The organism is Campylobacter sp. LR264d (assembly GCF_008633895.1).
Classification (GTDB): Bacteria; Campylobacterota; Campylobacteria; order Campylobacterales; family Campylobacteraceae; genus Campylobacter_D.
Window position 1 is genome coordinate 1 of the sequence record NZ_VJNT01000001.1, and the last position, 16,793, is coordinate 16,793.

Annotated in this window: 23 protein-coding genes; 12 read left to right on the top strand and 11 right to left on the bottom strand. The window is 27.9% G+C overall.

Annotation, left to right across the window (positions count from 1 at the left end):
• The first annotated feature begins 978 nt into the window (after window positions 1-978).
• The 6 genes from FMM56_RS00005 (at window position 979) to FMM56_RS08840 (ending at window position 5,511) form a co-directional block, all read left to right on the top strand.
• Window positions 979-1,182: a hypothetical protein gene (locus tag FMM56_RS00005; protein WP_150207339.1), complete on the top strand. Its 204-nt coding sequence runs from the start codon at window positions 979-981 to the stop codon at window positions 1,180-1,182.
• Window positions 1,140-1,346: a hypothetical protein gene (locus tag FMM56_RS00010; RefSeq protein WP_150207342.1), complete on the top strand. Its 207-nt coding sequence runs from the start codon at window positions 1,140-1,142 to the stop codon at window positions 1,344-1,346. Before FMM56_RS00005 ends, FMM56_RS00010 begins: the two co-directional genes overlap by 43 nt.
• Entirely contained in the window at window positions 1,336-1,581 is a 246-nt protein-coding gene (locus FMM56_RS00015; RefSeq protein ID WP_150207344.1) for a hypothetical protein, read from the top strand. The genes FMM56_RS00010 and FMM56_RS00015 overlap by 11 nt, the downstream gene beginning before the upstream one ends.
• 2,558 nt (window positions 1,582-4,139) lie before the next feature.
• Window positions 4,140-4,280: a hypothetical protein gene (locus tag FMM56_RS08570; protein WP_190318994.1), complete on the top strand. Its 141-nt coding sequence runs from the start codon at window positions 4,140-4,142 to the stop codon at window positions 4,278-4,280.
• Window positions 4,281-5,067: 787 nt separating this feature from the next.
• Window positions 5,068-5,262, top strand: a complete 195-nt coding sequence (locus FMM56_RS08835) for a hypothetical protein (RefSeq protein ID WP_223810127.1) — start codon at window positions 5,068-5,070, stop codon at window positions 5,260-5,262.
• A gap of 60 nt (window positions 5,263-5,322) precedes the next feature.
• The gene (locus tag FMM56_RS08840) at window positions 5,323-5,511 is read left to right on the top strand and encodes a hypothetical protein (protein ID WP_150150846.1); all 189 of its coding nucleotides are present in this window, start codon (window positions 5,323-5,325) and stop codon (window positions 5,509-5,511) included.
• Window positions 5,512-5,876: 365 nt separating this feature from the next.
• Here FMM56_RS08840 and FMM56_RS00030 read toward each other — a convergent pair whose 3' ends face one another.
• Genes FMM56_RS00030 through acpP form a run of 3 tightly spaced genes read right to left on the bottom strand, consistent with a single transcriptional unit; the run spans window position 5,877 to window position 8,301 of the window.
• Window positions 5,877-6,830 (bottom strand): acetyl-CoA carboxylase carboxyltransferase subunit alpha, encoded by a 954-nt coding sequence (locus FMM56_RS00030; protein WP_150139217.1) that lies wholly within the window; start codon window positions 6,828-6,830, stop codon window positions 5,877-5,879.
• A 1-nt stretch (window position 6,831) separates the two neighbouring features.
• Window positions 6,832-8,046, bottom strand: coding sequence for a beta-ketoacyl-ACP synthase II (locus tag FMM56_RS00035; protein ID WP_150139218.1), 1,215 nt, complete (start codon window positions 8,044-8,046; stop codon window positions 6,832-6,834).
• 21 nt (window positions 8,047-8,067) lie between these two features.
• Window positions 8,068-8,301 carry an acyl carrier protein gene (gene acpP / locus FMM56_RS00040; protein ID WP_150207346.1) on the bottom strand — a complete coding sequence of 78 codons (234 nt, stop codon included), beginning with the start codon at window positions 8,299-8,301 and terminating at the stop codon, window positions 8,068-8,070.
• Between the two features lie 107 nt (window positions 8,302-8,408).
• Between acpP and tenA the strand changes: the two genes are divergently transcribed.
• The gene (gene tenA, locus FMM56_RS00045) at window positions 8,409-9,071 is read left to right on the top strand and encodes a thiaminase II (protein WP_150207347.1); all 663 of its coding nucleotides are present in this window, start codon (window positions 8,409-8,411) and stop codon (window positions 9,069-9,071) included.
• On the opposite strand, the gene FMM56_RS09085 is transcribed toward tenA, so the two are convergent.
• The 4 genes from FMM56_RS09085 to pseI are packed head-to-tail and all read right to left on the bottom strand — an operon-like array spanning window position 9,068 to window position 11,817.
• A complete protein-coding gene (locus FMM56_RS09085; protein ID WP_150207349.1) occupies window positions 9,068-9,742 on the bottom strand; it encodes a DUF2920 family protein in 675 nt (224 codons plus the stop codon). The genes tenA and FMM56_RS09085 overlap by 4 nt on opposite strands.
• Entirely contained in the window at window positions 9,666-10,325 is a 660-nt protein-coding gene (locus tag FMM56_RS09090) for a DUF2920 family protein (protein WP_150207352.1), read from the bottom strand. Before FMM56_RS09090 ends, FMM56_RS09085 begins: the two co-directional genes overlap by 77 nt.
• Window positions 10,322-10,729, bottom strand: coding sequence for a pyridoxamine 5'-phosphate oxidase family protein (locus FMM56_RS00060; RefSeq protein ID WP_150139224.1), 408 nt, complete (start codon window positions 10,727-10,729; stop codon window positions 10,322-10,324). Before FMM56_RS00060 ends, FMM56_RS09090 begins: the two co-directional genes overlap by 4 nt.
• Before the next feature lie 56 nt (window positions 10,730-10,785).
• Window positions 10,786-11,817 (bottom strand): pseudaminic acid synthase, encoded by a 1,032-nt coding sequence (pseI, locus tag FMM56_RS00065; protein WP_150139225.1) that lies wholly within the window; start codon window positions 11,815-11,817, stop codon window positions 10,786-10,788.
• A 63-nt stretch (window positions 11,818-11,880) separates the two neighbouring features.
• Between pseI and FMM56_RS00070 the strand changes: the two genes are divergently transcribed.
• Genes FMM56_RS00070 through FMM56_RS00090 form a run of 5 tightly spaced genes read left to right on the top strand, consistent with a single transcriptional unit; the run spans window position 11,881 to window position 14,860 of the window.
• Complete coding sequence (locus FMM56_RS00070) at window positions 11,881-12,339, top strand: aminotransferase class I/II-fold pyridoxal phosphate-dependent enzyme (RefSeq protein WP_150206368.1); 459 nt, start codon at window positions 11,881-11,883, stop codon at window positions 12,337-12,339.
• A complete protein-coding gene (locus FMM56_RS00075) occupies window positions 12,324-12,902 on the top strand; it encodes a hypothetical protein (RefSeq protein WP_150207354.1) in 579 nt (192 codons plus the stop codon). Before FMM56_RS00070 ends, FMM56_RS00075 begins: the two co-directional genes overlap by 16 nt.
• Before the next feature lie 8 nt (window positions 12,903-12,910).
• Window positions 12,911-13,573: a class I SAM-dependent methyltransferase gene (locus FMM56_RS00080; protein ID WP_150207356.1), complete on the top strand. Its 663-nt coding sequence runs from the start codon at window positions 12,911-12,913 to the stop codon at window positions 13,571-13,573.
• A complete protein-coding gene (locus FMM56_RS00085) occupies window positions 13,570-14,250 on the top strand; it encodes a CDP-alcohol phosphatidyltransferase family protein (protein WP_150207359.1) in 681 nt (226 codons plus the stop codon). Before FMM56_RS00080 ends, FMM56_RS00085 begins: the two co-directional genes overlap by 4 nt.
• Window positions 14,237-14,860 (top strand): class I SAM-dependent methyltransferase, encoded by a 624-nt coding sequence (locus tag FMM56_RS00090; RefSeq protein ID WP_150180244.1) that lies wholly within the window; start codon window positions 14,237-14,239, stop codon window positions 14,858-14,860. The genes FMM56_RS00085 and FMM56_RS00090 overlap by 14 nt, the downstream gene beginning before the upstream one ends.
• On the opposite strand, the gene hypA is transcribed toward FMM56_RS00090, so the two are convergent.
• From hypA to FMM56_RS00110, 4 genes are all read right to left on the bottom strand, one after another.
• On the bottom strand, window positions 14,850-15,194 hold the full coding sequence (gene hypA / locus FMM56_RS00095) for a hydrogenase maturation nickel metallochaperone HypA (RefSeq protein ID WP_150207362.1): 345 nt from the start codon (window positions 15,192-15,194) through the stop codon (window positions 14,850-14,852). The two genes, FMM56_RS00090 and hypA, sit on opposite strands and share 11 nt — an antisense overlap.
• A complete protein-coding gene (hypE, locus tag FMM56_RS00100) occupies window positions 15,195-16,184 on the bottom strand; it encodes a hydrogenase expression/formation protein HypE (RefSeq protein ID WP_150207364.1) in 990 nt (329 codons plus the stop codon).
• 70 nt (window positions 16,185-16,254) lie between these two features.
• Complete coding sequence (locus FMM56_RS00105) at window positions 16,255-16,560, bottom strand: hypothetical protein (RefSeq protein WP_150207366.1); 306 nt, start codon at window positions 16,558-16,560, stop codon at window positions 16,255-16,257.
• Window positions 16,529-16,789: a hypothetical protein gene (locus tag FMM56_RS00110; RefSeq protein ID WP_150207368.1), complete on the bottom strand. Its 261-nt coding sequence runs from the start codon at window positions 16,787-16,789 to the stop codon at window positions 16,529-16,531. The genes FMM56_RS00105 and FMM56_RS00110 overlap by 32 nt, the downstream gene beginning before the upstream one ends.
• Between the last annotated feature and the right edge of the window lie 4 nt (window positions 16,790-16,793).

A 16,793-nucleotide genomic window follows, 5' to 3' on the forward strand; every position in this document is an offset into this window, starting at 1 on the left:
AAAAATTAAAAAATTGTTTAATGCTTTAAAATTATCAATTTAAAGTATTAATATTACTTAAAACTATCACCTAAATCTCAAAAAATCATTAATTATAGAACTTTAATATGCTTTGTTGTAGTTTAAAAACATTTTTAATCCCAAAAAAGTTTGAAAAATACAAGTTTCAATACAAAAATTGATAATTTTTAAACTTTTTAAAGTTTATTAAAGGATAAAAATGAAAATAACAGTTGTGATTCTAGTTAAGGCAAATTCATCAAGATTGCCAAATAAAAATATCTTACCCTTTGGAGAAAATGAAAATTCGCTTACAAGAAAAATTAGATAGGTAAAAGATTCAAAAATATTTTCAAGTATCATTGTAAGTAGTGGTAGCGAGCTTATACTTGATATGGCTAAAAATATGGAAGTTGAAGTGATTTTGTGTCCCAAAAATATGCTGATAAAAGCAGACTATTTGGCGAATTTTTGATTTATTTGTGCGATATTATAAAAAATAGACATTTAGCACAGACTTGTGCTATCTCACCTTTTTTATATGAAAAATTAATGCAAGAAAAAAATTAAGTTACGAAAATGCTTTGCAAAATGATTTTGATAGCTCGATAACTTAAGCATTATGTGCTTATGATAAAGGTCCATTAAATTATAAAATGGGTTTAAAACATAAAAATTCGTAAGATTTAAAGCATTTTGATTTATTTACAAATGGAATTTTATTTGCCCTATTAATAATATGAAAATTTGGCATTATAATTATGGTCCTAGGGTTTTTCGTTTTGAAGTTAATCAAAAAAAAGTATTGATATAGATATTATATGAAAATAAGCTTACGAGAGTATAAATGTATAAATTTATACTTTTTGCCTATTTTGTTAAGTTGCGTCTTGAAAATTTGAGACGTAATTTCAGCAATATAATTCAAGTAGATTTCTAGGAATTTAGGTAAGTTTATGATTTGGTGGGTTTATCAAAATGCTAAAAAATCAAATATTAAAAATAGTAGTTGCTAGTGACAATGAAAGAATAATAAAAGTTTGTGAAGACATTTTAATCCCTTGTATAAAAACCAATGAATTTGAAAGTGCTACTTCTAAGATTCATGCAGTTAGTTTAATTGAAAATGCAGATTTTATATGCAAATTAACGCAGATGAATCATTGCTTAGTGCTAGTTTAATAAATAAAATTTTACCAAATAAGCAAATTATACATAATAAAGAATATGTTTTAAATTTAATTCGCAAGCTTGTTTATATGCTTGATAGTTCAAATATAAAGATTGTTTTTGATGAATATTTAAGGCCTTATATATATCTAGAATGTCTATTTTGTGCCATTTAAAAGGATTAATTTTAGTTATTATAAATATATAGGAGTTTTAGCTTATAACAAAAAGGCTTTAGAATTTTTTGTAAATACTAAACAAGTTTATTTAGAAAGCATTGAAGGACTTGAAACGTTGAGATTTATTGAAAATAATAAAGAATTTATTTATGTAAAGGTTGAAGAATGTAAAAGTTTATCTGTTTATACTTTGAAAGATTTAGATATGATAAGAATCACAATGAATGCATAAAATGAAGGTCTTATGATAACGCAAAAAAAAACAAACTTCTTTTGTGTTTTACTTCAACCGTAGGACATTTAAATTTAATAGAATATTATTTGCAAATTTTAAAACTACTTGGTTTTAAAGATGAAAATATAGTATTTGCATTAAAAAAGATTGGGTTTTAAATTTTGAAAAATTAAATCTTGGTGTTGAAATTTTAGAAGTTGATAATATTAATAAAAAAAGCTTTAATGTTTTATTTTTGTAAAATAAAACATTTTTAAACGGACTTTTAATAATCAATGGCAATACATTTTTTGAGCTTAAAGATATAGAAAGATTGATTTTAATAGTGATTAAATAAAGGTTTTAGTAGAAAAAAGAAATAGTTTTTATACAAAGGGTTTATCGCTTATTGTAGAAAAGGATGAAATAAAGTAAGTGCTAAAAAGCAGATAATTTTACCTTGGACTGCATATTATGGGGCTATGTATCTTAATGATAAAGATATTTTAAAGCTTAAAAAGCAAATAAAGTATTAAATTTGCCTTATATTGAAGTTTTAGTTAATCATCTTTTGATTAGACCTAAAAAATAGATATTAATAAGACAAATGATAAAGAACTTAAGGGTGATTTTTTTGCTGGACTTTTTAAGATAAATATTAAAAAATTTGCTGATACAAATGGAAATGAAAAATTAATAGCAAAGATTAGGTAGCTTAAAGCCGTATCAAAGAATTTGCAAAATCACTTGCCTATTATTTTAGATTATAAGATTAGTGACAATGAATCGTGGTTTTCAATGCCTTTTTATGATTTATAAAATTTAAGAAAAAAGATTATTGCGAATAAATTTTCTACTGAAAAAATTTTATATTTTAATTTTTAAAATTTATATAAGATTGTTTTATTTAAAGCAAATAGTAATTTGGTTGACGCAAAGCATTTTCAAAAGGTTTTTAAAAGACTTGAAAAGATAAAAAATATCAAAGCTTTTGATTTAATATTAAAAAGTAAAAGTATAAAGATTAATAATAAAATTTATCCAAATTTATTAAATTTAGTACAAATTTTACATAGTTTTGAACAAAAAACACGCTTTTTTAGTCTAAAAAATTTAGTAATGTGCATGGAATTTTACACTTTCAAAATATGTTAATTGGCGATGATAACGATGATTTTATTTAACTGTTTCTAGAGATGAGTTAGAAGGGTATGATATATACCATAATTTTGGAAAATTATGGTATTTTTTTGATGGACTTTATGATTTAATACGTACAGATCTTTCAAAGGCAAGTTTAATTGCAATAAGTAAAGTGTAGTGAATTTATGCTTAAATTAGGTGATGAAAAATTGCTTTTAAATTATGCAAAGATTAAAAAAAGCAATGCGAAAACTTATCGTAAAATATCCTTTGTCACAATATGAATATTATGAATTAAAAATAAAATTTTACACAAACTATGCATTTTTCATAGTTAATGTGGTTTCATTTAAAATATGATGAAAAAGAAAATCGTGCTTTGTGCCTTTATTTAACAGCTATTTTGCTTAATTTTGATTTAGTAAAATCGCTTAACGGGGCTTTATAGAAAATGCATTTTAATTTATATTTGTTGTTTGTATATTTTATTGGTGCAAAAATATTACTAAAAACTTTGCCTAAAATACTAGAATACGTTTTGCTAGATAAAATAAATTATTTACATAATAAACTTGAAAAATATTTAAAAAGACAATTAAATGATAAATTTGCAATAATTCCAAGACAAGATTAAAAAAATATCTTAGTGTGCTTAATTCAAAAAGCATTATTATTTTAAAGAATGATTTTTTGCTTTATAAAGAATTATTAAAAAAATACAAAAACATTAATATAATTATATTAGAACAGACAAATAACTTTAATTTTAAAAAGTTTTATAGTATCATTTTTATAAAATATTCAAAGCTATGTGCCTTTGATGAAAAACAAGATGAAATTTGTAAAGGTTAAATTTTAGCCGATGAGTTTGCAAATAAACTTTGTTTATATGTTATAAATGGTGAAACAATTAATTTTAATTGTTTAGATAAAGACATTATAAGCTATAAACAAAAATATTGTTCTTTAAGATTGTTATATAAAAATGATGCAAATGATATTATTTTTAATCAAAATGTAGGTGATTTTCGTATTAATTTAGAAAAAAAATTGGCAATATTTTTAAACAAAGATAATTTAAAAATATTGATTATATAGTGCTTGTGCTATCAAGCGGGATATTTTATGTTGTTGGTTTATCGTCCTACCTTCAAATTTCACTTTTACCAGCTTTAAAAAAAGATACAAGTAAGCGAAAGGGCTTTTGAGATTGAAAATGTAGAAAGAGTTATCTTTATAAAAATATGTAAACTAGTTTTCACTTGCTTGAAAATAAAAAAATCATTCTTGTTGATGAGGCTATTTTTACAGGTGCTATTAAAGTTGATATGTTATAATTGCAAGACAGTAAGGTAGATGAAATTCATTTAGCCTTGCTTTCTCCAAAATGTTTTAATAAATGTCCTTATTTAGTCCAATCTTAAAGAACATTATTGCTTAATAAAATTAATGAAAATTTTATTGAAAAATATTTTAATGTTAAATCTGTTAATTTTTTGCCTTTATTAGAATATGAAAAAACATTAAAAAATATAAATGAAAATTTATATTATGAATGCTTTAAAGATATATAATGCTTAGTGCTATTATTCCAATTAGAAAACAAAAGATAATTTATAAATAAGGTCTTTAAATCACGCAAATTTATTGCAAAGAAAGATAGATTTTTTTAAAAGAAATTGATTTAATTAGTGAAATTATTATAGCTAGTAATGACAAGAATTTACAAAAATATATTGATTTAATGCAGGTTAAATTTATTTTAGAAATAAAAAAAGTGGCGATAATATAGAATTTATGACTAAAACATTGCTTTAAATTTAAAAAATGAACACATAATTTATACACCTTATGTTACTTCTTTGTTTGATACAAAGCAGATTAAAAATGATATTGATGAGTATTTGAATTTAGATTTTAGTATTTATGATTCTTTAATTACTTGTGTTATTTCACAATCTTTTATTTTATAAAAATGGTCCTTTGCATTTTAACGCACATTTTTATACAAATTTAAAAAATCTTTCTAAGCTATATTATTGGTAAATGGTTGTTTTATTATGTCAAAACAATTAGCTTTAAAATATAAATATCAATGGAGAAAGATACCCTTTAAAAAAATCTTATATAAAAAATATAGTTTTGAGATGAATGGCAAAAAAGCTTTGAGTTTTTTAAAAATATTTTAGATAAGGAAAATTATAAAATTTCAATTGTAGATTGTATTTTAAGGGATGGTGTTTATATTAACAAGGGCTTTTTAGTGAAGAAAAAAAATTAAAGCAATTATTCAAGGCTTGATAATTTCTAAAATAGACATTATTTAGATTGGTTTTTTGCAAGATTGCACTGCCAATAAAAATGCTATTTTTTAATAGTATAAAAGATATCGATACTATTTTAAAAGAATTTGATAAAAAAGAGTCTAAAATTTCTATGATGATTAGAGTAGATAGATGCGAATTTTCAAAATTTCAAAGTTTTAAATATATAAACTTTGCAATAATAGCCCTTTATAAAGAACATTTAAAAGAGATTAAAAAATACGCTACTTAGGCTATAAATTTTTTTAATCCAATAGCTATTATAAAATATAACAAGGATGATATTAAATTTTTGCTTGATGAGTGTTTACAATTAGAATCTTTTGGAATCTCTCCTGTAGATACCTTTGGAAGTTTTAACTTAGAAAATTTTAACTCAATTTTACAAATTTTTGATGAAAATATACCTAATAATTTTACACTTACACCAAAACTTAAATTTAGCCTTGCCCTTAGCTTTAAAGGCAAAAGAAAGTATTAAAAATAAAAAAACTTGTTATCGATTGTTCTATTAGTGGTATGTATGGTAATTTGCCAACTGAACTTTTAGCTAGTTTTGTTAATGATTATGACAAAGAACTTTTGTTTGATTTAAGTGAACCTTGTAAGGAATTTAAAAAGATAAATGAATGAGGATATAATCCAATTTATGCTTATAGTGCCTTGCTAAATATAGATAGAACATATCCTAAGTATTTTTTAGAAAAAAGCTTTGTTGGCGCTAAAAATATAGCATTGCAAAAACTTGTAAAGGAAAAAAACTTATGAGATAAATTCGAACTTATAAATGCACAAAATACTATTAAGGAAATTAAATTTTAATTTCCTTAATTTAGTAACTTTTTTCTACTTTTCCTTTAAATTCACTTCGTTATAAGCCCCAAGTTGGAGAATTTTTTGCATTCTAGCTGCAACTAGTTCTCGCACGTCCATTTTTTGAAGTTTATCAAGGGATTTTTTAACATAATCAGCTATCATAACAGCAGCAGCTTCTTTGTTTCTATGAGCCCCATTAGTTGGTTCGTTTATCACATCATCAATTAAACCCTGTGCCTTTAAATCATCAGCCGTTACTTTCATAGCCTTAGTAGCCGCCTCGCTTTTTGTAGGGTCATTCCATAAAATAGCAGCACATCCTTCAGGTGATATCACAGAAAAAACCGAATTTTTCATCATTGCTAATTTATCAGCAACGCCTATAGCTAGGGCCCCTCCACTACCTCCTTCGCCAATTACAACAGCGATTGTAGGGGTTTGCAAGTCGCTAAGTTCGTATAAATTCGTAGCAATGGCCTCGCTTTGTCCTCTTTCTTCTGCCCCTATGCCAGGGTAAGCCCCCGGGGTGTCTATTAAAAACAAGATAGGAATTTTAAATTTTTCAGCCATTCTAGCTACCCTTAAAGCCTTTCGGTAGCCCTCAGGATGAGGCATTCCAAAATTTCTAGCTATTTTTTCCTTAGTTCCTCTTCCCTTTTGTTCGGCTATTACTATGATTTTTTTATCGCTTAAATAGCCCATAAAGCACACTATAGCAGGGTCATCCCTAAATGTTCTATCTCCATGAATTTCATAAGCATCGCTTAAAATAAGCTCTATGTAATCTAGTGCATAAGGTCTATCAGGGTGACGAGCAAGTTGAAGACGTTGAAAGTCGCTTAAATTTTTATATGTTTTTGAAATTTCTTTTTCTAAATTTTTTTTCAAAATAGCAACAGCATCGCTATCGCCTTTAATTTGTGCATTTATAATATCTTCGTCAATTTGTTGAATATTTTTTTCAAAATCTAAATAAGAAGCCATTTTACTCTACTTTTTTAAAAATTATACTACCATTTGTACCACCAAAGCCAAAAGAATTACTCATCACTACTTGTAAATTTGTCTCTTTTGCCTTGTTTGGCACATAGTCAAGGTCACATTCTTCATCTTTAATAAATTGATTTATAGTAGGTGGAACTATATTTTTATTTAAAGCCATAATGCTAATAACAGCCTCAATGGCTCCAGCAGCACCCAGGCAATGACCAATCTGTCCTTTTGTAGAACTGATCAAAGGAATTTTATCCTTAAAAACTGCCTTAATTGCTGCAGTTTCGTTTTTATCATTTACAGGGGTTGAGGTACCATGGGCGTTTATGTAATCTACATTAACATTACCAGCCATTTTCAAAGCCTTTTGCATAGCCATCATAGGACCTTCAAGGGTTGGCGAGGTGATATGATAAGCATCAGCACTTTCACCAAAGCCTATTAACTCAGCATAAATTTTAGCCCCTCTTTTTTTAGCCTCTTCGTATTCTTCAAATACTAAAGCCCCAGCACCCTCACCCATTACAAAGCCATCTCTTTCCTTATCAAAGGGCCTAGACGCAGTGGCAGGGTCATCATTTCTAGTAGATAAGGCTTTCATAGCAGCAAATCCACCAATGCCTACAGGACAAATGGCAGCTTCTGCCCCCACTACTAGCATCTTACTAGCACAGCCTAAAACTATGCTTTTATAGGCCTCGCCTACTGCATGCGTACCTGCGGCACAAGCTGTAACGCAAGATATATTTGGTCCTTTTAATTTATATTCTATAGAAATAATACCACCAAGCATATTTACAAGGGCGGAAGGAATGAAAAATGGGGAAATTTTACGAGGTCCTCTTTGTTCGCAAATCACCGAATTTTTTTCTATATTCGGCAAGCCACCAATCCCAGCAGCCGAAACTACGCCAAAGTCATCTAAATTTAAATTCTCATCAAAATTTGCATCACTCATGGCCTCTTTTGCTGCTTTAATGCCAAGTTGTATAAAGCGGTCAATCTTCTTAATCTCTTTACCATCGACTACTTGCAAGGGGTCAAAATTATCAATCTGTGCAGCGATTTGTACTGGAAATTCACTAGCATCAAAAAGGCTTATTTTTTTAACGCCACTTTTACCATCGCAGATATTTTTAAAAGAACTTTCCCTATCTAAACCAAGTGCATTTATCATTCCAATGCCTGTAACTACTACCCTTTTCAAGAATATTCTCCGGCTAAAAAATTATTTTTTCAAATTTTCAATATAATTTACAACATCTTCTATTTTAATAAGCTTTTCAGCATCTGCATCAGGAATTTCAATCTCAAATTTTTCTTCTAAAGCCATGATTAACTCAACTATATCCAAAGAATCAGCACCTAAATCTTCAATAATCTTAGATTCAAGCTTAACAGCATCTGCATCTATACTTAACTGCTCTACTACAACTGCTTTCACATCGTCAAATGTTGCCATTTGTTTCTCCTTAAAATAAATTTGAATTGCTATTTTACTATTAAAAAACTTAAAATTATTTATAGTTTTTTATTATACTATCAAAAATCTAAAAAAAAGGAAAGAAAATGTTATTTCAAAATTTAATTAGCAAAAACACTGAAATTTGGGATTCTTACCTGCACCATGACTTTGTAAAAAGGCTTGAGAATCAAAGTTTAGATAGGGAAAATTTTTTGTTTTATTTAAAGCAAGATTATCTTTATTTAATAAATTATGCAAAGTGTTATGCAAGACTTGCTATAAATGCAAATAATGCTAAAGAACTTCGTTTTGCTATGAAATTTCAAAATTATATAATAAATGGCGAGTTAGAACTTCACAAAAGCATTTTAAATTTAGGCATAGATGCAAATAACTTAAATTTAAAGGATGAAAGCTTAGTAAATTTAGCCTATACGCGTTATATGCTAAGCGTTGGAGAAAGTGGGGATTTTTTAGATATGTTAGTAGCACTTAGTTCTTGTGCTATAGGCTATGCTTATATAGGAAAGGAAATTTTTGAAAACTTAGGCGAAGAGACCTTAAAAACTCATATTTATAAAGAATGGATACTAACTTATGCAGGAGAGGAATTTCAAAGTGAAACTAAGGAATTTGAAGATTTTTTAAATTCTTATACTTCAAAGATTAGCGAGACTAAATTTGAAAAATTAAGTCAAATTTTTCATGTAGTAACTAATCTTGAAATTGCCTTTTGGCAACATGCCTTAGATAAAAAAATGTTTTAAGATTTTTTCTGGCATGTTAGTTTTATCTTATTTCTAACTTCACTAAAATTATAAAAGTACTCATCCGTTTCATAAGTGATTTGTTTTTTTAGCTTTGGCGGGGTGTAATTCTTAAATTCTTCAAGCAGGGGTGGTAATTCCTTTTGTATAAGTGTCTTTAAGGACATAGCCATTCCATGCCTTAGGTTTTTAATAAATTTGCCATCAATGTCTTTTTTATCTTTTGCCACAAATAAACGGGCCTCAAAGCCTAAATTTTTTAAACACTCATAAAGCTTAATCTTTTCATGATAAGGAGAAATATCTTTATCAAATATTGAATGATAAGAGATATATTTTGGTTTTGGGTAGGCACTTTGAGTTTTTAAGTGTTCTTCATTTAGTATATTTCTAATTTGTCTACGAGAAGGTGAGAAAAAATAAGGGTGTTTTGAATTCATGGTCCATAAGGTTTTATCATGGAAAGAAGTTATAATATGATATTCATTAGTCTCGCGTGTATAGTGTATAAGTATCATTGAAGAAAATCTAGTATAATCTATCTCTTTTCCAAGTCCCATAATGCCAAAATTAACCCTAGCATAGGAAGAATTATCAATTACAGCTTGTACGTTCCAAGGAGTAAGCTTTGCTACAAGGTGAGATAAATAGTCTCCATGAGAAGACCCCATTAAAAAAACTGCCAGACCCCCCCCCCATTTTAAAAGGTGGATTTTTCTTTATATGAAGTAAAGAATTTATTATATCCATTGCACTCATAATGCCAAAATTATTATATTCATTTCTAGCAGGTATTAAACTAGTACTAAGTTTTAGTATAAATTTGTTTAAAATCTTAGCTTCTTTTTTCATTTTTATAATATGGCAATTAATTCTTGCAATAGTATTTTTAATACTTTGTGTATCTTTTATATCATCATCACTTATAGGAAAATCAATACTCTTACACGCTGTTTTTAATATAAATTTATCTATATAATCATAATCTAGCGTGGCTCCAAGTGGTTCTCTATTTGCAATACAACGATAATCCACACTGCAAACTGCTACTGGATATTCGCTAGTTGTAAATTTGGCTAGTTTGTCCTTATACTTATGATTACTATCTTCTCCAAGCCCAGAAGATATAAAAAATAAGGCCTTTATCTCTTTTTCATCATCAAACCATAAATTAAAATGAAGTTTTGAGTCCCTTTTTATGTTTAATTCTTCATCGTTACAACTTGTGATATTATAATCAAGCGTTTTTATTATTCTTTAAAACTTTCAAAGGAATTATCAAGCCCTTGTTTTCTTGCACTTAAATTTGCTAGATAAAAAACTTCAAAGTTAGGATTTTCAGGGCTTTCATATAAATTTTTTAAACTTGGATATTTTTTAAACATGGCTTCTTTTACTATTTTATTATCTTCAAAAATAGCATTTGCCCTTAATCTTAAAAAGGTCCCTTCCTTGTTGCAATTACAAAATTCTATGCCATTGTGATTTTTAATATGCTTAAAAAGCCCCTTAGTATTTGAGGTGCAAAAATATATTTTATTGTCAAATAAAAGTGGACTTTGCATAGGTCTTAGTCTAGGATTACCACAAGTTCCAAGCGTAGCTAAAAAGCAAGGACCATTTTCATCTAAAAATTTGTATATATACTCTAAATTCATGTTGTTTCCTTTTATAAAAAATTTTCTTAGTAATTTTAACTTAAATTCTTAACAATTTACTCAAAATCACTTTCTTTTAAGGCTGTGCCAAATTCTATATTTTTTGTAGCCTTTTTACCTAAGATAATACTTAAAAAACTAGGGTGAAGTCCAAAATTTGGCCTAACGCTTTTAACATTTTCTAAGCTAAAAAGTTCTCCTTTTTTAATATTTGCACTTGCATATAAACTTCTTGCAAATTCGCGATTTTTAAGGCCTTTTTGAGTAAGTTCTAAACTGCCTTCCCCAAGCATTTTTTCAGCCTGCCTTACTGCATCAACCATGCTTTTAAACTCATCAAAATCAAGGCTAAAGGCACTATCTTCGCTTTTTATAGACTTATCTATAACAAAATGCTTTTCAATAGCCCTTGCCCCAAAGGCTACTGCCATAACAGGTGCTAAAAAACCTGGGCTGTGGTCACTTAATCCAACTTCTACATTAAATTCATTTTTTAAGCTTAAAATCGCCCTTAAATTTAAATCTTGTGCTAGGGCAGGGTAAGCAGAGGTGCATTTTAAAAACATTAAATTTTCATTACCCTCACTTTCAAAAATTTCTTTTATTTTTTTAAGTTCATTTATGGTGGCAATGCCCGTTGAAACTATGCTAGGCTTTTTTTCCTTAGCTATTAAACGAATGAAATTTTCATCATTTGCCTCAAAAGACGCTATCTTGTAGGCTACAGGGTCAAAGCGTTTTAAAAATTCAATGTCCTTTTGGCAAAATGGGCTTGAAAAGCATAAAATTCCATTATCTTGTGCGGCCTCAAAAATTTGAGAATGCCACTCATAAGGCGTTTTCGCACTCTCATAAAGTTCGTATAATCTTCTTTTATCCCAAAGTCCACCCTTAATCAAAAAATCATCCTTATCACAATTTAAAGTAAGGCTATCAGGGGTATAGGTTTGAATTTTAATAGCATCAGCCCCTGCCTTTTTTGCCATGGCTATACTTTTTAAAGCTAAATCTAAGTCCCCTGCGTGATTTGCTGAAAGTTCAGCTATGATAAATACTTTCTCATTTGTATCAAAATTTGCTATTTTCATTTACTATCCTAAATTTAAACTTTGTAAAATTATATAATATTTTGTTTTAATCAAAGGATAAAAATGAATGCATTAGAGAAAAAAATAGCCCTTAGTTTTAAGGTGAAAAACGCACTTTTTACAGGGTCTGGTACTACTGCCTTATATCTTAGTTTTTTATATTTAAAAAGACTAGGTAAAAATAAGATTTTAATACCAAGTATGGTTTGCCCACAAATTACTTGTGCAGCGATTAAGGCAGGTTGTGAGGTAATATTTTGCGATGTTAATTTAAAAAATTACACACTAGATTTTAAATCTTTAATTGAAATTTATAAAAAACAAAAAATTGATTGCATAGTTTTAGTGCATATTTATGGGCATTTTTGTGATGAAAAAATAATTGATTTTGCTAAAAAGCATAATATATTTTTACTTGAAGATTGTGCCCAAACCTATAAGGTAAATAAAAAATGTGATTTAAGCATACTTAGTTTTGGACATACTAAATTCCTAGAAAATAGGCAATGGGGGGGGGTATAGTAAGTAATAAACTTAGCTTAAATTTTTTAAAGAAAGAAAATAAAAAATTGCCCTTAAAAGAAAATTTCTCACAAAAATATGATGAATATAGACATAAGTATTATAGTTTAGATAAAAATAGCCCAAAGTATTATGAAAATTTAAAAAATTTATTACTTGAACATACTTTTTTCTTTAAAAGTAAAGAAAATCCTTTGATATTTAAAAGGTTAAAAGAACTTGATAAAATTTGTAAAAACAGAAAGAAAAACTTAAAAATTTATGAATCAATATTAAAACATAAGCTTATTACAAAGCCTATTTTATCAAAAGATTGCATTCCTTGGCGTTATACTTTTAGATTGCTTAATAATAGAGAATTTATCTTAGAAGAGCTTAGAAAGGCAAATATTGATTGTTCTTCTTGGTATATACCAAATCATTTGATTTTTTCTAGGCAAAATTTAAAAAATGCTGAACTTTTAAATAAAGAAATTGTAAATTTATGGCTTAATATAAGTACTAAGAAAATAAGGCAAAATTGTTTTTTTATGTTACAATTATTAAATTCTTTAAATTGTTAGGAGTAAATATGCAAAATCAAGAAGTATGGCATAACAATCATGCACAAAAAAGGCATCAAATAAAATATCCTCATCACACGGTAATTCCTTTTGTTTTTAAAAATTATAAGAAAAAGGATAGGATTTTAGACCTAGGTTGCGGGGCAGGTAGGCATGTTAAATTTTTAGCTGAAAATGGCTTTAAGGCTTATGGGATGGATTATTCTAAAAATGGCGTAAAATTTACTAAAAAGCTTTTAAAAAAGCATTCTTTAAAGGCAAAAATAAAATTATCAAGCGTGGATAATATCCCTTTTAAAGATGATTTTTTTGATGGTTTAATTTGTATAGGCGTACTTGATTATAATAATGAAGAGATTATACAAAAGGCTGCAAATGAAATTTATAGGGTTTTAAAAAAGGGTGCTAAGGCCTTGATAATTTCAAGGAATATCCAAGATTATAGATACGAAAAGGCTGAAAAATTAAGCAAGAATTATACTATCATTAGAGAAAGCAATCCTAGTCTTTCAGCATATGCAGAAAATGGAATGAATGCACATTTTTTTGATGAAGAAGAAGCAAGGTTGATATTTAAAAATTTTGAAAAAATAGAGATAAATGTACTTAGAACTTCTTATCAAAATAACACATTTTATGATGAAAGCTTTATAATAATCTTGCAAAAATGAATTTAGATGAAAAATTAAAAAAAGACCAAAGGCTTGAAAGCAAGAAAAGCTACTATCTTAGCGAATATTTGCTAAGGGTTTTAATCATACAAAAATTTATTTTATTGCCCTTAGCAAAAACTAAAATAACACCTAATCAAATAACCATACTTGCTGGAATTTTTGTTTTAATTTCTTTTGTTTTTATAAGCTTAAAAATGGCATTTGTGGCTGGAATTTTCTTTTTATTGTATGATTTTTTAGACCACATTGATGGCATGTTAGCAAGATATAAAAATATGTCAAGCAAATTTGGAAAATTCCTTGATGAATTTGTAGATAACATAGCCTTTAATGGTGTTTTTATCTTAATCTTTTTTTGTTTTGAAACTAATTTATACGCCCTTATTTTTATCTTATTTATTATGAATTTACACGGAATTATAGCTAGTTTTGTAATAGTTCCAAGGCTTAAAAAATTAAAAACTATAAAAAGATTTGGCTTAAAAAAATTTCTTTTAGACAGGGGTTTTATTTTAGGCATTGATGCAAGTTTATTAAGCTTTTTAATAGCCCTTTCTTTATTTACTAAGTACTTTGACGCCTTTTTTATCTTAATAGGACTTATTTACGCATTTGACATATTTTACAGGCTTATTGAATTAAAGAGAAACGAGATAAAAAATGAATCAAGATAGAGCGTATTGGAGTAAGTTTTACAAAGTTCATAAAGAACCTTTTAGCCATTCTTTATTTGCTGATTTTGTGCTTAAATTTTTAGGCAAAAATGAAAAAATTTTAGAACTTGGCTGTGGCAATGGCAGGGATAGCGTATTTTTTGCAAAAAAAGGTTTTGAGGTTTTGGGTGTTGATTTGTGTGAAAGTGAAATTTCTTTCTTGCAAAATCACTACGCAAATGATAAATTGACCTTTTTATGTGCAAATTTTTGTGAGTTAAATTTTGTCAATGAATTTAGCCTTATTTATTCTCGTTTTACCTTACATAGCATAAATAAAGATGATGAAAATAAGCTTTTTTCGTGGCTAAATAAGGGTTTAAAGAAAGGTGGCAAATTTTGCGTTGAGGTAAGAGGTAAGAAAAACTCACTCTTTGAAAAGGGTGAAAAAGTAAGCGAAGACTCTTTTATATATGAAAATCATTATAGAAGATTTTTAGATTTTAACGAACTTAAAATTAAGCTTAAAAATTTGGGTTTTGAATTATTGTTTAGCGAAGAAAATAAGGGCTTTGCACCCTTTAAAAATGAAGATGATTTTTTTATAAGAATCATAGCTATTAAGTCATAATTAAACGCATTAAATACATATCCTCTCCACTAAGCACCTTTAAATCAATGCTATCACATTTTGGACACCTAAAAATATTTTTTTCTAAAATGCTTTTTTTATCACAGCTTAGACAATAAATTTCAAATGGGGTTATCTCAACATTTAGCAAGGCATTTTTACAATATATACTACCTTCTTTAAAGCTATCAAAGCAACGTTTAAAAAGTTCAATCTCAATTCCACTTAGACGACCTATTTTAACGACAATTTCTTCAATCTTACTTGCATTTTTAACTCTTGCATTTTCTTCGCAAAGTTCTATTAAAGAACTGACAATGGAAAGTTCGTGCATTTAGCAAATTCTAGGCAATAACTCACCCTTAGGGCTTTCTAAAAATCTTTTAGCCCCAAAGGCAGTTTGTAGAATAACGCGTGAGTTTTTTTCGTTTAAAATTTCCCCTATTAAATTTGCATTTTTATTAAAATTTTGCAAAATTTCTAAGGCTTTTAAACTATCTTCTTTTTCAACGCAAAGCACAAAGGTTCCTTCGTTTGCAAGCTCGTATGCCTCGTATCCAAAAAGCTCACAAAGTCCTTTAACTTCATCTTGGATTATGATTTTTTCTTCATATATTAAGATATCATTTAGGCCCTGTTTTGCCCATTCATTAAGCACTTCACTAAGTCCCCCACGCGTTGCATCACGCATAGCAATTATTTTTACATTAGCATTTAAAAGGCTTAAAACTTCATCTTTTAAGCTCTTACAATCACTCTTAACACTTGCATCAAGGTCGTTTCTTTTTATCAAAACACTAGCCCCATGCCTGCCTATATCTCCACTTATTAAGATATCAAGTCCGTTTTTTAAATTCTTACACTCGCATTTTTTGATAACTTGTCCTAGCATAGTGGTATTTATATAAATTTTATCACCCTTATCCTTTGGAACTACCTTAGTATCGCCACAAACTACTTTTATATCATTTTTTATACATTCTTCTTTTATGCTTTGTAAAATTTTTTCAAATTCATCAAAGGAAAAGCCCTCTTCAATGATAAAGGCTAAACTCATAAACAAAGGCTTTGCCCCTACCATTAAAATATCGTTTGTGCTTCCTACAACGCAAAGTTTGCCTATGTTTATATCCTCATCTAAAAAAAGAGGAGAAAGGGTAAAACTATCTGTGCTAAGTGCGATTTCATCAGCTTTTAAGCTTAAAATCGCACTATCATTTGCAGCCCTTAAAATTTCATTATCAAAGGTTTTAAAAATGAGTTCTGTTATAAGTTCATTCATTTCTTCACCACCGCCTCCATGTGCGAGTGAAATTTGTTTCATAATCAAGCCTTTTAAAAAATAATCTTAAAAGACACATTTTAGGATTATTGTTTAAATGGTCTTTAAATAATTAGTTTTCATTACAAGATTTTGAGTAAACTTGTCCTTTTTTGCGATATTTTTCTGGGATTCTTTTATCTTTAAACATTTGTCTTATATATTCTTGGGCTACTTCGCTTTCAAATTCATATCTATTATCCACATATCTTGAATCAGGTTTCCAATCCCCATTTACCTTATAAACTTCTTTTACTACGCCATTTAAAACGCATAAAACATAAGGATGGTTTTTTGCTCTTTGTGGGTCAATTTTCCAAGCAAAACGACAGGTTTCATAATACCCACTATCTAATGTTTTGCATTGTAATTCTTTCATCGATTTTATCTTGTCTAATTTTTATAATCATAAATTTAGACGTGTTTTTATTTTCTGTAAATACCTTTTTAGAGTAATTTTGTTGTAAAATTTCTGCAACATTGATTCCATGGTCTGCATTTATTCCAGCTACTTCATTATCTAGTGTTCCAAGTTCCTTAAAATCTATAAATGCAGATTCTAATTCTAATGCAGTATTCTCATCATCTAAGCCATGTCTTAAAATCATATGT

Coding starts and splice junctions, on each gene's coding strand:
- FMM56_RS00005 (WP_150207339.1), top strand. CDS start 979: ATGCTAAAAAATCAAATATTAAAAATAGTAGTTGCTAGTGACAATGAA.
- FMM56_RS00010 (WP_150207342.1), top strand. CDS start 1,140: ATGCAAATTAACGCAGATGAATCATTGCTTAGTGCTAGTTTAATAAAT.
- FMM56_RS08835 (WP_223810127.1), top strand. CDS start 5,068: ATGCTATTTTTTAATAGTATAAAAGATATCGATACTATTTTAAAAGAA.
- FMM56_RS00030 (WP_150139217.1), bottom strand. CDS start 6,830: ATGGCTTCTTATTTAGATTTTGAAAAAAATATTCAACAAATTGACGAA.
- acpP (WP_150207346.1), bottom strand. CDS start 8,301: ATGGCAACATTTGACGATGTGAAAGCAGTTGTAGTAGAGCAGTTAAGT.
- tenA (WP_150207347.1), top strand. CDS start 8,409: ATGTTATTTCAAAATTTAATTAGCAAAAACACTGAAATTTGGGATTCT.
- FMM56_RS09085 (WP_150207349.1), bottom strand. CDS start 9,742: ATGGGGTCTTCTCATGGAGACTATTTATCTCACCTTGTAGCAAAGCTT.
- FMM56_RS00060 (WP_150139224.1), bottom strand. CDS start 10,729: ATGAATTTAGAGTATATATACAAATTTTTAGATGAAAATGGTCCTTGC.
- pseI (WP_150139225.1), bottom strand. CDS start 11,817: ATGAAAATAGCAAATTTTGATACAAATGAGAAAGTATTTATCATAGCT.
- FMM56_RS00070 (WP_150206368.1), top strand. CDS start 11,881: ATGAATGCATTAGAGAAAAAAATAGCCCTTAGTTTTAAGGTGAAAAAC.
- FMM56_RS00075 (WP_150207354.1), top strand. CDS start 12,324: ATGGGGGGGGGTATAGTAAGTAATAAACTTAGCTTAAATTTTTTAAAG.
- FMM56_RS00080 (WP_150207356.1), top strand. CDS start 12,911: ATGCAAAATCAAGAAGTATGGCATAACAATCATGCACAAAAAAGGCAT.
- FMM56_RS00085 (WP_150207359.1), top strand. CDS start 13,570: ATGAATTTAGATGAAAAATTAAAAAAAGACCAAAGGCTTGAAAGCAAG.
- FMM56_RS00090 (WP_150180244.1), top strand. CDS start 14,237: ATGAATCAAGATAGAGCGTATTGGAGTAAGTTTTACAAAGTTCATAAA.
- hypA (WP_150207362.1), bottom strand. CDS start 15,194: ATGCACGAACTTTCCATTGTCAGTTCTTTAATAGAACTTTGCGAAGAA.
- hypE (WP_150207364.1), bottom strand. CDS start 16,184: ATGAAACAAATTTCACTCGCACATGGAGGCGGTGGTGAAGAAATGAAT.
- FMM56_RS00105 (WP_150207366.1), bottom strand. CDS start 16,560: ATGAAAGAATTACAATGCAAAACATTAGATAGTGGGTATTATGAAACC.
- FMM56_RS00110 (WP_150207368.1), bottom strand. CDS start 16,789: ATGATTTTAAGACATGGCTTAGATGATGAGAATACTGCATTAGAATTA.